Origin of the sequence: Microbacterium sp. Ag1 (assembly GCF_001005635.1) — a bacterium.
Classification (GTDB): Bacteria; Actinomycetota; Actinomycetes; order Actinomycetales; family Microbacteriaceae; genus Microbacterium; species Microbacterium oxydans.
This window is the reverse complement of record NZ_LBCR01000033.1, coordinates 211,757-225,931: the sequence shown is the minus strand read 5'-3', so window position 1 is coordinate 225,931 and position 14,175 is coordinate 211,757. Positions and strand designations below refer to the sequence as shown.

The window sequence follows — 14,175 nt, the reverse complement described above, 5'->3', positions numbered from 1 at the left end:
CAGACACATGACTCTGCGCACCCTGGACACCCTGGGGTCGCTCGAGGGCAAGCGCGTCATCGTCCGTTGTGATCTCAACGTCCCCCTGCGGGATGGGATCATCACGGACGATGGCCGTGTCCGCGCCTCGTTGCCGACCCTCAACGCACTCATCAACGCGGGCGCCCGTGTTGTCGTGTGCTCGCACCTCGGCCGACCCGACGGTGCGCCCGACCCGCAGTACAGCCTCGAGCCGGTGGCTCAGCGGCTCTCCGAGCTGCTCGGCGCCCCGGTCGCGTTCGCGCGCGACACGGTCGGCGAATCCGCCAAGGAGGCCGTGGCATCGCTCGAGGACGGCGGGGTCGTCGTGATCGAGAACCTGCGGTTCAACCCGGGGGAGACCTCGAAGGACGCCGCCGAGCGTGGTGCCTTCGCCGCCGAGCTCGCAGAACTCGGCGACGTGCTCGTCTCCGACGGTTTCGGTGTCGTTCATCGCAAGCAGGCCAGCGTCTACGAGCTCGCCGAGCTGCTCCCGTCGGCGGCCGGTCTGCTGATCGCCGCGGAACTCGACGTGCTGGACCGCCTGACCGAGAACCCCGAACGCCCCTATGCGGTCGTGCTCGGCGGCTCGAAGGTCAGCGACAAGCTCGGCGTCATCTCGCACCTGCTCCCGCGCGTGAACAAGATCCTGGTGGGTGGCGGAATGCTCTTCACCTTCCTCAAGGCCCAGGGGCACGCCGTCGCCTCGAGCCTTCTGGAAGAGGATCAGCTCGACACGGTGCGCGGGTACATCGCGGAAGCGGCTGAGCGCGGCGTGGAGCTCGTGCTCCCCACCGACGTCGTGGTGGCCGCGTCCTTCGGCGCCGATGCCGCGCACGAAGTCGCCGCGGCCGACGCGATCGAGTCGACGCCGTTCGGTGCCTCCGGCATCGGGCTCGACATCGGTCCGGAGACGGCGGCACGCTTCGCCGAGGTCATCCGCGGGTCGAAGACCGTGTTCTGGAACGGCCCCATGGGCGTTTTCGAGTTCCCCGCCTTCGCAGCGGGCACCAAGACCGTCGCGCAAGCGCTCACCGAGGTCGACGGCCTCAGCGTCGTCGGCGGGGGAGACTCCGCTGCAGCCGTGCGCCAGCTCGGCTTCAGCGACGACCAGTTCGGTCACATCTCGACCGGTGGCGGCGCGAGCCTCGAGTTCCTCGAGGGCAAGAAACTACCTGGGCTGGAGGTCCTCGGATGGGTGTGAACTCTCGTACCCCGCTGATCGCGGGAAACTGGAAGATGAACCTGGACCACCTGCAGGCGGTCGCGTTCGTGCAGAAGCTGCACTGGACGTTGAAGGATGCGAAGCACGAGGACGGATCCGTCGAGGTCGCGGTGTTCCCGCCGTTCACCGACATCCGCAGCGTGCAGACCCTCATCGACGCGGACAAGATCCCGTTCGCGCTCGGAGCGCAGGATGTGTCGGCACACGACTCGGGCGCATACACGGGCGAGGTGTCGGGAGCGTTCCTGGCGAAGCTCGATGCGAAGTACGTGATCATCGGCCACTCCGAGCGTCGTGAGTACCACTCCGAAGGTGACGATGTCGTGGCCGCCAAGGTCAAGGCAGCGCTCAAGCACGGCCTGGTGCCGGTCATCTGCGTCGGCGAGACGGCCGGCGACCTCGAGAAGTTCGGTGCCAGTGCGGTTCCGGTGTCGCAGCTGGAGGCAGCGCTCGAGGGGGTCTCGCCGAAGGCGGACATCGTCGTGGCGTACGAGCCCGTGTGGGCGATCGGCTCCGGCCAGGCGGCGACGCCTCAGCAGGCGCAAGACGTCTGCGCCGCTCTGCGCGCCGTCATCGCGAAGGTGCTCGGCGACGAGGCGGCAGCGCGCACGCGGATCCTCTACGGAGGTTCCGTGAAGTCGGGGAACATCGCCAGCTTCATGCGCGAGCCCGATGTCGACGGCGCACTCGTCGGCGGGGCGAGCCTCGTCGTGGACGAGTTCGCCGCGATCATCCGCTTCGAGAAGCACGTCGGCGTGTGAGTGCGGCGGGGCTTCGGCCCCGCTGCACCGTATACTTGACCGTTACGGGGGCGCTCCGGCCCCAGCGAAAGGCTCTTTCTCGTGGCAATTCTCGAGTTCGTCCTGCAGGTCGTGCTGGGCATCACCAGCGTTCTGCTGACCCTCCTCATCCTCCTGCACAAGGGCCGCGGTGGCGGCCTCTCCGACATGTTCGGCGGGGGCATGACCTCTGCGGTCGGCTCGTCCGGGCTTGCGGAGCGGAACCTCAACCGCTTCACCGTCGTCCTGGCTCTGACATGGTTCGTCTCCATTGTCGCGCTGGGCCTCATCACGAAATTCGAGGTCATCTGATGGCTACCGGTGGAAACGCGATCCGTGGCACCCGCGTGGGCTCCGGCCCCATGGGGGAGCAGGACCACGGCTATCACGCCGACCGCATCGCGGTCTCCTACTGGGATGGTCTCGGCAACGAGACCGTCCGCTACTTCGCCGCTGGTCTCCCCGAAGAGGAGATCCCGGAGACGATCGACCACCCGCAGTCCGGGCTCCCCGCCGGTCGCGACAAGGAGAATCCTCCTGCGCTCGCGAAGGCGGAGCCGTACAAGACGCACCTCGCTTACGTGAAGGAACGCCGTACGGACGAGGAAGCCGTCCAGCTGCTCGACGACGCGCTCACGCAGCTGCGCGAGCGTCGGGGGCAGTGACCTCGAGGCTGACATCGAAGAAGCCGTCGCGAGCGATCGCGGCGGCTTCTTCCGTATCAGGCGGCGGTCAGCGGCAGCCCGCCGCCGCATCGATGTAGCTCTGCGGCGGGTACCCATACGCCCAGACGCCGTTCGCATCATCGGTGTAGCCCATGCTGATGGCCCACGCCGTCGCCCACTTCTCGATGCTGTCCTGCGTGGAGGAGTCGTACATGCTCTGGCACCTCACGCTGATCGCGTGCCCCACCTCGTGCGCGATCAGTGCCTTGCTGCGAACGGCCGGCCACTGCTCGGCGACCGAGTTCGAGAACGCGATGGTCGCCCGCCCCGACTCGCCCCACCACCAGGTCGTGTAGCCGCCCATGCTGCCGTTGTAACCGGCGCCGCTGACGACCGGCGCCCAGTCGAAGTCCAGGAGCACGCCGGGCGCGAGGGAGCGGGCGAACGCTTCGATCTCGAGCCGGGAGTTCAGGAGCGGGCCTGCCTTCTCCGCCAGTTCTTCTCTCTCGGTGGCGACGACCTGCGCCGCCGCGGTCTGCAGGGCGAGGTAGGCGGCTGCGGTGCCTTCGTCGAGCGTCGTCGCGGCGGTGGCATCGGCGGCGGCGTCGCGTAGCGCGATCACCGCGTCGTTGCGGGCCGACAGATGTGCCGCTTCGAATCCAGGCGCAGCCGCTCCGGCCGTCGTGATTACCGCGAGGCCGCTCTCCGTCATCGCCGTGTGCGCCGACGAGACGTCGCCGGCCGCGCCGGCGACGTCGACGGACAGGTCCTCCACTTCGTCACGTCGCTGTTCGAGCTCCGAGGTGGCACCGAACAGTTCCCAGAACCAGTCGGGCTTCTCGCTCACCGGAGCGATCGCCACGGAGACCACGCCGTCCGCGTCTGACGCGGTAGCGGTGCCCGCCTCGACGGCAGAGGCCAAGCTCGCGTGCAGTTCGTCGGGCACGGAGATCGGCTGATCGCCCCCTGCAGCCACCTGGCCCGCTGCGTCGGTGACGGTTCGCAGTTCAGCGGTGTCGGCGCGGAGCTGCGTCTTCGCGGTCGATGTCGTCTGAGCTGCGCTCTCATAACGGGACGCCGCATCGTCGTAACCGAGGTTCGCGCTCACCTGGACGATGGCCAAAGCCGCGATCAGTGCGGCGCCGCCGAGCAGGCCGATGACGAGCCCCGGCCGTCTCCTCCGACGCGACCGTGTCGGCGTGGAGGACGAGGCCCCGGAAGAGAAGACGACGGGAAGCTGATGCCCGTCGTCGCGGGGCGACTGACCCATTCGATGATGCCTTCCGGTCGGAGCCTGCGTGCAGCGATGCTGTCAGCGTATTCGACGAGGCGACCGGAAATGCGGAAGGCCCCCGCCGTATGGCGGGGGCCTTCTCGAGTGGAGGGGCTGACGGGAATCGAACCCGCATCATTAGTTTGGAAGACTAAGGCTTTACCACTAAGCTACAGCCCCGGAATCCGAGCCTCGAAAGGTTCGGTTACCGACTCATCGACTATACCGGACTCTGACGCATGCTCCTGTCCGTTAGACTCGGTGGGGCTGAATCCGCATGCGGATTCCCCGGGGCGTAGCTCAGTTTGGTAGAGCGCCCGCTTTGGGAGCGGGAGGTCGCAGGTTCAACTCCTGTCGCCCCGACACGGCCCCCACGGACCTTACAGCCGCGATTCGAAGCGGAAATCACAAGGAGAACACACCAGCATGGCGAACAGCACCGTCGAGAAGCTGACCCCGACCCGGGTCAAGCTCACCATCACGGTCACCCCGGACGACCTCAAGCCCAGCATCGCTCACGCGTACGAGCACATCGCTCAGGACGTCCAGATCCCCGGCTTCCGCAAGGGCAAGGTCCCGGCACCGATCATCGACCAGCGCATCGGTCGTGGCGCCGTCATCGAGCACGCCGTGAACGAAGGCCTGGACAAGTTCTTCCGCGAGGCGACCAACGAGCACAAGCTGCGCGTCGTGGGGCGCCCGGCGGCCGACATCACGCAGTGGCCGAACGAGAAGGACTTCTCGGGTGACCTGCTCGTGGACATCGAGGTCGACGTCCGTCCCGACATCGAGCTGCCCTCCTACGACGGCATCACCGTGACCGTCGACGCTGTCGAGGCCGATGACGCTGCGCTCGATGCAGAGCTCGACAACATGCGCGCCCGCTTCGGCACGCTCGTGCCGGTCGACCGGCCTGCCGCGAAGGGTGACTTCGTCGAGCTCGACCTCGTCGCCACGATCGACGGCGCCGAGATCGACCGCGCCGAGGGCGTCTCCTACGAGATCGGCTCCGGCGAGCTGCTCGAGGGCATCGACGACGCGATCGAGTCGCTCACCGCGGGTGAGGACACCACGTTCCGCTCCGCTCTCGTCGGTGGCGACCACGCCGGGTCCGAGGCCGAGGTCTCCGTGACGGTCAAGGCGGTCAAGGAGCGCGAGCTTCCCGAGGCCGACGACGACTTCGCGCAGATCGCGAGCGAGTTCGACACGATCGCCGAGCTCCGTGCGAGCCTCGCGGAGCGCGTCGCTCAGCAGGGCGTGTTCACTCAGGGCTCCGCCGCACGCGACAAGCTCGTCGAGGTGCTGCTCGAGCAGATCGAGATCCCGGTTCCGCCGCAGCTCATCGAGGACGAGGTGCACAACCACCTCGAGGGCGAAGGCCGTCTCGAGGACGACGTGCACCGCGCCGAGGTCACCGAGGCCAGCGAGAAGCAGTTCCGCACGCAGGTTCTTCTCGACACGATCGCCGAGCAGGCCGACGTGCAGGTCTCGCAGGAGGAGCTCTCGCAGTACCTCATCCAGTCGGCTGCCCAGTACGGCATGGCCCCGCAGGAGTTCGTCGAGGCGCTGCAGTCCTCGAACCAGCTCCCGGCGCTCGTCGGCGAGGTCGCCCGGAACAAGGCGCTCGCGATCGCGCTCGGCAAGGTGAAGGTCGTCGACAGCAACGGCAAGGCCGTCGATCTGTCCGACTTCATCGTCACCGACGACGAGGCCGATTCTGCAGACGCGGACTCCGCGGAAGCCGAGGAGAAGCCGGCGAAGAAGGCTCCTGCCAAGAAGCCCGCCGCCAAGAAGGCTCCGGCGAAGAAGGCCGCCGAGGCCGACGACGCCGAGACGCCCGCTGCCGAGAAGACTCCGGCCAAGAAGCCTGCTGCCAAGAAGGCTCCGGCCAAGAAGGCGGCCGACAAGGCCGAGTGATCGAACACGATCCAGTGAAGAGGGCGGGTGCTGCGGCATCCGCCCTCTTTTCCATCCGAGGAGAGGGCAGCGATGAAGACGTGGGATGAGCGCATCGACGAGGTGTGGGACGACGCGACGGGCGAAGAGGTCAGTGACGACACGATCAGCCGCATCGACGCCCTCGCCGCTGAGCGCGGCCCTGACGACGCTCGCGCGGAGTTCGAGCGCGCTGGTGCACGGGATTCCGCTGGCCGGCCGGCGGAGGCTGTCGCCCTGTATCGACGCGCGCTGGCTCTGGGGTTGGATGGTGAGCATCGTCCGCAGTGCGTGATCCAGATGGCCAGCTCGCTCCGGAACCTCGGCGAGTACGACGAAGCACTCGCCGTGATCCGTGCCGAGGAGGAGCTCGCGCCCGACGGCCCCTATCGCGACGCCGTCGCCTGCGTGCATGCCCTCATCCTGGCCAGCGCCGGGCGCCCGGCAGAGGGTCTCTCCGTGGCACTGCTCGCCCTCGTCCCGCATCTGCCGCGCTACCACCGTTCGATGACGGCCTATGCCCACGAGATCGCGGACGCCGACACCTGATATGCCGACGGCGAACACGGCCTGGGCGCTGCGTTGTCGCCGGTAGATTCGAATCACTGAAACACGGAATCAGGAGCTGACATGGCTGCAGAACCCCTCCTCGCAACGAGCGTCTTCGACCGGTTGCTGAAGGACCGCATCATCTGGCTGGGGTCGGAGGTGCGCGACGAGAACGCGAACGAGATCTGCGCGAAGATCCTTCTCCTCGCCGCAGAAGACTCCGAGCGAGACATCTACCTCTACGTGAATTCGCCCGGCGGATCGATCACCGCGGGCATGGCGATCTACGACACGATGCAGTTCGTGCCGAACGACATCGTCACGGTCGGCATCGGAATGGCCGCCTCCATGGGGCAGCTGCTGTTGACCGCCGGCACAAAGGGCAAGCGGTACATCACGCCCAACGCACGCGTGCTGCTGCACCAGCCCCACGGCGGGTTCGGCGGAACGTCGAGCGACATCCAGACGCAGGCGCAGCTCATCATGTCGATGAAGAACCGCCTCGCCGAGATCACCGCTGCCCAGACCGGCAAGTCGGTCGAGCAGATCAACGCTGATGGTGACCGCGACCGCTGGTTCACGGCCGAGGAAGCGCTCGAGTACGGCTTCGTCGATCACATCCGCGAATCGGCCTCCGACGTCATCGGCGGCGGCGGAACCGACCAGGACACCGAGTAACGGAAAGCGAAAGGACGCTCATGTACACACCCACCTTCCGCTCAGCCGGTGACCTGCCTTCCAGCCGCTACGTGCTGCCGCAGTTCGAAGAGCGCACCGCCTACGGCTTCAAGCGCCAGGACCCGTACAACAAGCTGTTCGAAGACCGCGTGATCTTCCTCGGCGTGCAGGTCGACGACGCCTCGGCCGACGACGTGATGGCGCAGCTCCTCGTTCTGGAGAGCCAGGACGCCGAGCGCGACATCACGATGTACATCAACTCGCCTGGTGGCTCGTTCACCGCGATGACGGCGATCTACGACACGATGCAGTACGTCGCGCCGCAGATCCAGACCGTGGTGCTCGGCCAGGCGGCTTCGGCTGCGGCCGTGCTGCTCGCTGCCGGTGCGCCGGGCAAGCGTCTCGCGCTCCCGAACGCCCGCGTGCTCATCCACCAGCCCGCGATGGGGGAGGCCGGCCACGGCCAGGCGTCCGACATCGAGATCCAGGCCGCGGAGATCCTCCGCATGCGCACCTGGCTGGAGGAGACGCTCGCGGGACATACCAACCGCACCCCGGAGCAGGTGAACCGCGACATCGATCGTGACAACATCCTCTCCGCCGCACAGGCGCTGGAGTACGGCATCGTCGACCAGGTGCTCACGACGCGCAAGCGCGTCTGACCCGATCGATCGAAGGGCGTCCGTCATCCGACGGGCGCCCTTCGTCGTGCCCGGCGGATGTGCACGACCCGACGACAAAGTGCGCATATGAGCACTGTGGTGCGCGAACGCTGACGAGGGCCTACTCTGGAGGAGGAAGGAGGAAGCCGTGGAAGAAGATCTGCTCATGGTCCGCGTCGCCGAGCTGTACTACGACGAGGACAAGACCCAGGACGAGATCGGCGGACTCCTCAAGATCTCGCGCTGGAAGGTCGGCCGTCTGCTGACCCAGGCCCGCGAACGCGGCATCGTCCGCATCGAGATCGTGCACCCGCGCGCCCGCCGACTCGGCCTGGAGCGGCTTCTCGTCGAACGCTTCGGCCTCACCGATGCCGTGGTCGTGCCGGCTCCGGAAGGCGATGACGGCACCCTCGAACGCGTCGCTCAGGCCGCAGCCGACTTCCTGACCGCGCTGCGCCCCGTTCCCCGCACCCTCGGGGTGAGCTGGGGCCGTACACTCCGTGCCGTGGCCGAGGCGCTTCCGGACGGCTGGGCGAACGGCGTGACCGTGGTGCAGCTCAACGGGGGAGTGAGCCTGAACCGACGCTCCGGAGGCGCAGCAGGCCTCGCCGTCACGATCGCCCAGCGCGCTTCGGGGCAAGTCTCCCTGCTGCCGAGCCCGGCCATCCTCGAGCGCGTGGAGACGAAGCAGGCGATCGAGTCCGACCGCACCGTCGCCGCCGTCCTCGAAGAGGCAGCCGAGGCCCAGGCTTTCCTGTTCACCGCCGGACCCTGCGATGCCTCGTCCGCCCATGTCGAGAACGGCTACCTCAGTGCGGAGGATGTCGAAGAGCTCGCACGACGCGGCGCCGTCGGCGACGTCCTCGGGCGCTACGTCGACGCGGAGGGCAACGTCGTCGACTCGCAGCTCGATGCACGGACCGTCGGAGTCTCTCTCGACCGTCTGCGCGGAGCCGCTCGTGCGATCTTCGTGACGGCGGGCCCCGCCAAGCACGACATCGCACGCACCGTGGTCACCAGCGGCCTGTGCGGCGTTCTGGTGACCGATGAGACCACAGCACGAGCATTGTTGGAGGAACAGTGACGACCAAAGAACTCAGTCGCAGGGCGGCGGTGGACGTTCTGGGCGGCGAGCCCGACGACGCCACGCTCCGGCGATTCCTGCACGGACTTCCCGGCGTGGATGCCGTCGGTCTGGAGCAGCGCGCTGCCGGGCTCGGCACCCGGTCGATCAAGACCACCTCGAAGGCGTGGGCGCTCGACACGATCATCAAGCTGATCGACCTCACGACGCTCGAGGGAGCTGACACTCCCGGAAAGGTGCGCTCTCTCGTGGCCAAGGCGAAGAATCCGGACGCCGCGGATCCTTCGACCCCGCGGGTCGCAGCGGTCTGCGTGTACGGTGACATGGTCGGCGACGCGGTGACCGCGCTCGGCGGGATGCACGGTGACCCCGATGACGGCCTGATCTCCGTCGCGGCCGTCGCCACGGCATTCCCCAGCGGACGCTCCTCGCTTGCGATCAAGCTCGCCGACACCGCCGAGGCGGTGGCTGCGGGCGCCGATGAGATCGACATGGTGATCGATCGTGGAGCGTTCCTGTCCGGCCGGTACGGCCTGGTCTTCGACCAGATCGCCCAGGTCAAGGAGGCCTGCCGTCGTGAGGACGGTTCGTACGCCTCGCTCAAGGTGATCCTGGAGACCGGCGAGCTGAACACCTACGACAACATCAAGCGCGCCTCGTGGCTGGGCATCCTGGCGGGAGGGGACTTCATCAAGACCTCGACCGGCAAGGTGCAGCCCGCAGCCACCCTCCCGACGACGCTCCTCATGCTGGAGACCGTGCGCGACTGGTACCGCGGCACCGGAGAGAAGATCGGTGTGAAGCCGGCCGGTGGCATCCGCTCGTCGAAGGATGCGGTGAAGTATCTCGTCACCGTCGCCGAGACTGTCGGCGAGGAGTGGCTCCAGCCGCACCTCTTCCGCTTCGGCGCCTCCAGCCTCCTCAACGACGTGCTCCTGCAGCGACAGAAGCTCAGCTCCGGCCACTACTCGGGCCCCGACTACGTCACGATCGACTGACGGGAAGACGAACATGTCATTTCTGGAATACGCTCCCGCACCGGAGTCCACCGCGGTCCTGAACCTCAAGGACAGCTACGGGCTGTTCATCGACGGCGAGTTCGTCGACGGCTCCGGCACGCCGTTCAACACCATCTCACCGGCGACCGAGAAGCACATCGCCGAGATCGCTTCGGCGAGTGATGAGGACGTCGACCGTGCGGTCTCCGCCGCGCGTCGCGCCTACGAGAAGACCTGGTCGAAGATGAGCGGTCGCGACCGAGGGAAGTACCTCTTCCGCATCGCCCGCCTCGTGCAGGAGCGCGCCCGTGAGCTCGCCGTCGCCGAGAGCCTCGACAACGGCAAGCCGATCAAGGAGAGCCGCGACGTCGACGTGCCGCTCGTCGCCTCCTGGTTCTTCTACTACGCGGGCTGGGCCGACAAGCTCGATCACGCGGGACTGGGCGCGAACCCGCGGGCTCTCGGCGTCGCGGGTCAGATCATCCCGTGGAACTTCCCGCTGCTGATGCTGGCGTGGAAGATCGCTCCCGCTCTCGCCGCCGGCAACACGGTGGTGCTCAAGCCGGCCGAGACGACGCCCCTCACCGCGCTGATCTTCGCCGAGATCCTGCAGCAGGCCGACCTTCCGGCCGGTGTCGTCAACATCGTGACGGGTGCCGGAGCGACGGGCTCTGCGCTCGTGCGTCACCCCGACGTCGACAAGGTGGCCTTCACCGGTTCGACCGGTGTCGGACGGGACATCGCCCGGGCTGTCGCCGGCACTCCGAAGAAGCTGACGCTCGAACTGGGCGGCAAGGCCGCGAACATCGTGTTCGACGACGCCCCCATCGATCAGGCGGTCGAAGGCATCGTGAACGGCATCTTCTTCAACCAGGGCCACGTCTGCTGCGCCGGAAGCCGATTGCTCGTGCAGGAGTCGATCCACGACGAGGTCGTCGATCGGCTCAAGTCGCGCCTGTCGACCCTCCGCCTCGGCGACCCTCTCGACAAGAACACCGACATCGGCGCGATCAACTCCGCAGCGCAGCTCGCCCGCATCCGTGAGCTGAGCGACATCGGCGAGGCCGAGGGCGCAGAGCGCTGGACGGCGGACTGCGCGATCCCGGAGCAGGGCTTCTGGTTCGCGCCGACGATCTTCACCGGCGTCGAGGCGTCACACCGCATCGCCCGCGACGAGGTCTTCGGGCCTGTGCTCTCGGTGCTCACGTTCCGCACCCCCGCCGAGGCGATCGCGAAGGCGAACAACACGCCGTACGGGCTCTCCGCGGGTATCTGGTCCGACAAGGGATCGCGCATCCTCGCGGTGGCCGATCGCCTGCGTGCCGGTGTCATCTGGGCGAACACCTTCAACCGCTTCGACCCGTCGAGCCCGTTCGGCGGCTACAAGGAGTCCGGATACGGTCGCGAAGGCGGCCGTCAGGGGCTCACCGCCTACCTCAAGGGAGCCGCAGCATGAGCAAGCGACTGACCGTGCCGAAGACCTACAAGCTCGCGATCGGCGGAGCGTTCCCGCGGAGCGAGTCCGGCCGCACGTACGAGGTGCTCTCCTCCAAGGGGGCCTTCCTCGCGAACGCCGCGAAGGGCTCTCGCAAGGATGCCCGTGACGCCGTCGTCGCCGCTCGCGCGGCGGTGAAGGGCTGGTCGGGGGCGACCGCCTACAACCGCGGACAGGTGTTGTACCGCGTCGCAGAGGTGCTCGAGGGTCGCCGTGCGCAGTTCATCGACGAGATCTCGGCGCAGGAGGGCGTGTCGTCCGCCGCTGCGGCCGCGCAGGTCGATGAGGCGATCGATCTCTGGGTCTGGTACGCCGGCTGGTGCGACAAGTACGCCCAGGTGGCGGGCAACGCGAACCCCGTCTCCGGGCCGTACTTCAACATCTCCGTGCCGGAGCCGACGGGCGTCGTCGCGATCATCGCACCGCAGGACTCGGCGCTGCTCGGCCTGGTGTCGGTCGTGGCTCCCGCGCTGGTCGCCGGGAACACCGTGGTCGTCATCGCGAGTGAGCAGCACCCGCTCTCGGCCATCAGCCTCGCCGAGGTCCTCGTCACCAGCGATGTCCCCGGTGGCGTCGTCAACGTGCTGACGGGTTCGCCGGCGGAGATGGCTCCATGGCTGGCATCCCACCAGGACGTGAACGCCCTCGACCTCGCGGGTGCCGGCGCCTTGGATTGGGTGGACATGCAGATCGCCGCAGCGGAGACGCTCAAGCGTGTGCTTACCCCCGGTGAGGTCGTCGCCTCGCCGGAACGGATCGGCGCCTTCACCGAGGTGAAGACCGTCTGGCACACGAAGAGCATGGTCTGACCGAACAGTCGATCTCGTGAAGGGGTCGGCAGCCATCGCCCGGAGAAGGCGCCAGACGGCTGTCGATCCCTTCGCCGTCCAATGGGCGCGATGTCGAGTGCCCTCAATGCGGCCCGGTGTCGTAAGCAGCGGTTAGGCTCGAAGGACGATCTCTGATCCCCCCTAGGAGGACGCGCATGGCCCGCATCGGTGAAAGCGCTGACCTGTTCAAATGCTCTTTCTGTGGAAAGAGCCAGAAGCAGGTGCAGCAGCTCATCGCCGGCCCCGGTGTGTACATCTGCGACGAGTGCGTCGAACTGTGCAACGAGATCATCGAAGAGCGCATGGCCGAGTCGTCTGCCGACGGGGTCGCCGAGTTCGAGCTTCCCAAGCCGCGTGAGATCTTCTCCTTCCTTGAGGAGTACGTCGTCGGCCAGGAGCCGGCCAAGCGCGCTCTTTCCGTCGCCGTCTACAACCACTACAAGCGCGTTCGCGCCCACGGCACTCTTCAGACCGCTGAGCAGAAGGCCGAAGAGGTCGAGATCGCCAAGAGCAACATCCTGCTCATCGGCCCGACCGGCTGTGGGAAGACGTACCTCGCACAGACGCTCGCGAAGCGGCTGAACGTCCCGTTCGCCGTTGCCGATGCCACCGCTCTGACCGAGGCCGGCTATGTCGGCGAAGACGTCGAGAACATCCTTCTCAAGCTCATCCAGGCCGCCGACTACGACGTCAAGCGCGCCGAGCAGGGCATCATCTACATCGACGAGGTCGACAAGATCGCCCGCAAGGCGGAGAACCCCTCCATCACGCGCGACGTCTCGGGCGAGGGCGTCCAGCAGGCGCTCCTGAAGATCATCGAGGGCACGGTAGCCTCGGTGCCGCCCCAGGGCGGTCGCAAGCACCCGCACCAGGAGTTCCTGCAGATCGACACGTCCAACGTGCTGTTCATCGTCGCCGGAGCCTTCGCGGGTCTCGAAGACATCGTGTCGGCCCGCGTCGGCAAGCATGGAATCGGCTTCGGTGCTCCGCTGCACGACAAGGGCAAGGACCTCGACCTGTTCAGCGAGGTGCTTCCGGAAGACCTGCACAAGTTCGGGCTGATCCCCGAGTTCATCGGGCGTCTGCCGGTCGTGACCAACGTGTCACCGCTCGACCAGGATGCGCTGATCGACATCCTGACGGGCCCGCGCAACGCGCTGGTGAAGCAGTATCAGCGGATGTTCGAGATCGACGGCGTGCAGCTCGAGTTCGAAGAAGAGGCACTGCGCTCCATCGCCGACCTCGCCGTCGAGCGCAAGACTGGTGCTCGCGGTCTTCGGGCGATCCTGGAAGACGTGCTCGGACCCATCATGTTCGAGATCCCCTCCGCCGAGGACGTGGCGAAGGTCATCGTGACCCGCGCTGCCGTCGACGAAGGGGCACCGCCCACCATCGTGATGGAGCGCAAGCGCAAGAGCGCATGAGCGCGGAGCCGGCTCCCTGGAAGACGGTGGCGCGCGAGACGCTCGTCGCCGACCGGTGGATCCGCCTCCACGCCGACGAGTGCGTGAATGGCAGCGGTGTGTCGATCGCTCCGTACTACGTGCTGGAGTACGGGGACTGGATCTCCGTCCTCGCCCTCGACCTCAACGATGACGCCATCGTCGTCGAAGAGTATCGGCACGGTGCAGGCGTCGTGGCCGTCGGCACCATCGGCGGGGGAGTAGAGCCTGGTGAGTCGCCGGAGGCTGCGGCGCGCCGTGAGCTGCTCGAGGAGACCGGGTATGCCGCCGACGATCTCATCGATCTCGGATCGACCTGGGCGAATTTCGGCAACCACACGAACCGGGTGCATCATTTCCTCGCGCGCGGGTGTGCGCGCGTCGCGGAGCAGTCTCTCGACGACAGCGAGTCGATCGTCGTACATGTGCTGTCGCTCGATGGACTCGGCGACCTCCTCCCGCAGAGCTACCACCAGCTCACCTGGTACAAAGCCCTGGACCAGCTCGGACGGTGACTCCGAACGAGGCTCCGCGCGTGACGG

General features: G+C 67.2%; 15 protein-coding genes and 2 tRNA genes. 15 read left to right on the top strand and 2 right to left on the bottom strand.

The window, feature by feature from the left end; translation table 11 throughout:
• The first annotated feature begins 7 nt into the window (after positions 1–7).
• From AAY78_RS15995 to AAY78_RS15980, 4 genes are all read left to right on the top strand, one after another.
• Positions 8–1,222, top strand: coding sequence for a phosphoglycerate kinase (locus AAY78_RS15995; RefSeq protein ID WP_046749269.1), 1,215 nt, complete (start codon positions 8–10; stop codon positions 1,220–1,222).
• Positions 1,213–2,004, top strand: coding sequence for a triose-phosphate isomerase (gene tpiA, locus AAY78_RS15990; RefSeq protein WP_046749268.1), 792 nt, complete (start codon positions 1,213–1,215; stop codon positions 2,002–2,004). Before AAY78_RS15995 ends, tpiA begins: the two co-directional genes overlap by 10 nt.
• A gap of 81 nt (positions 2,005–2,085) precedes the next feature.
• Positions 2,086–2,334 carry a preprotein translocase subunit SecG gene (secG, locus tag AAY78_RS15985; RefSeq protein WP_017202783.1) on the top strand — a complete coding sequence of 83 codons (249 nt, stop codon included), beginning with the start codon at positions 2,086–2,088 and terminating at the stop codon, positions 2,332–2,334.
• The gene (locus AAY78_RS15980) at positions 2,334–2,687 is read left to right on the top strand and encodes an RNA polymerase-binding protein RbpA (protein WP_017830291.1); all 354 of its coding nucleotides are present in this window, start codon (positions 2,334–2,336) and stop codon (positions 2,685–2,687) included. Before secG ends, AAY78_RS15980 begins: the two co-directional genes overlap by 1 nt.
• Positions 2,688–2,754: 67 nt before the next feature.
• Here AAY78_RS15980 and AAY78_RS19330 read toward each other — a convergent pair whose 3' ends face one another.
• Together AAY78_RS19330 and AAY78_RS15970 are read right to left on the bottom strand one after the other, a co-directional pair.
• Positions 2,755–3,957, bottom strand: coding sequence for a hypothetical protein (locus tag AAY78_RS19330; protein ID WP_052748813.1), 1,203 nt, complete (start codon positions 3,955–3,957; stop codon positions 2,755–2,757).
• 109 nt (positions 3,958–4,066) lie between these two features.
• Positions 4,067–4,140, bottom strand: a tRNA-Gly gene (locus AAY78_RS15970).
• Positions 4,141–4,249: 109 nt separating this feature from the next.
• On the opposite strand from AAY78_RS15970, the gene AAY78_RS15965 reads away from it, so the two are divergent.
• The 11 genes from AAY78_RS15965 (at position 4,250) to AAY78_RS15915 (ending at position 14,148) form a co-directional block, all read left to right on the top strand.
• A tRNA-Pro gene (locus AAY78_RS15965) sits at positions 4,250–4,323 on the top strand.
• 63 nt (positions 4,324–4,386) lie between these two features.
• Positions 4,387–5,877 carry a trigger factor gene (tig, locus tag AAY78_RS15960; RefSeq protein WP_046749267.1) on the top strand — a complete coding sequence of 497 codons (1,491 nt, stop codon included), beginning with the start codon at positions 4,387–4,389 and terminating at the stop codon, positions 5,875–5,877.
• A 72-nt stretch (positions 5,878–5,949) separates the two neighbouring features.
• A complete protein-coding gene (locus AAY78_RS15955; protein ID WP_046749266.1) occupies positions 5,950–6,444 on the top strand; it encodes a tetratricopeptide repeat protein in 495 nt (164 codons plus the stop codon).
• 81 nt (positions 6,445–6,525) lie between these two features.
• A complete protein-coding gene (locus AAY78_RS15950; protein WP_017830295.1) occupies positions 6,526–7,122 on the top strand; it encodes an ATP-dependent Clp protease proteolytic subunit in 597 nt (198 codons plus the stop codon).
• 20 nt (positions 7,123–7,142) lie between these two features.
• Positions 7,143–7,784 carry an ATP-dependent Clp protease proteolytic subunit gene (locus AAY78_RS15945; protein ID WP_046749265.1) on the top strand — a complete coding sequence of 214 codons (642 nt, stop codon included), beginning with the start codon at positions 7,143–7,145 and terminating at the stop codon, positions 7,782–7,784.
• 148 nt (positions 7,785–7,932) lie between these two features.
• Positions 7,933–8,868 (top strand): sugar-binding transcriptional regulator, encoded by a 936-nt coding sequence (locus tag AAY78_RS15940; protein ID WP_231589731.1) that lies wholly within the window; start codon positions 7,933–7,935, stop codon positions 8,866–8,868.
• Positions 8,865–9,866 carry a deoxyribose-phosphate aldolase gene (gene deoC, locus AAY78_RS15935; RefSeq protein WP_141369326.1) on the top strand — a complete coding sequence of 334 codons (1,002 nt, stop codon included), beginning with the start codon at positions 8,865–8,867 and terminating at the stop codon, positions 9,864–9,866. Before AAY78_RS15940 ends, deoC begins: the two co-directional genes overlap by 4 nt.
• A 13-nt stretch (positions 9,867–9,879) precedes the next feature.
• Positions 9,880–11,322: an aldehyde dehydrogenase family protein gene (locus AAY78_RS15930; RefSeq protein ID WP_046749264.1), complete on the top strand. Its 1,443-nt coding sequence runs from the start codon at positions 9,880–9,882 to the stop codon at positions 11,320–11,322.
• Positions 11,319–12,170 carry an aldehyde dehydrogenase family protein gene (locus AAY78_RS15925; RefSeq protein ID WP_046749263.1) on the top strand — a complete coding sequence of 284 codons (852 nt, stop codon included), beginning with the start codon at positions 11,319–11,321 and terminating at the stop codon, positions 12,168–12,170. The genes AAY78_RS15930 and AAY78_RS15925 overlap by 4 nt, the downstream gene beginning before the upstream one ends.
• A gap of 176 nt (positions 12,171–12,346) precedes the next feature.
• Complete coding sequence (gene clpX / locus AAY78_RS15920) at positions 12,347–13,615, top strand: ATP-dependent Clp protease ATP-binding subunit ClpX (protein WP_046749262.1); 1,269 nt, start codon at positions 12,347–12,349, stop codon at positions 13,613–13,615.
• Positions 13,612–14,148, top strand: coding sequence for an NUDIX hydrolase (locus tag AAY78_RS15915; RefSeq protein WP_046749261.1), 537 nt, complete (start codon positions 13,612–13,614; stop codon positions 14,146–14,148). Before clpX ends, AAY78_RS15915 begins: the two co-directional genes overlap by 4 nt.
• Positions 14,149–14,175: the final 27 nt, after the last annotated feature.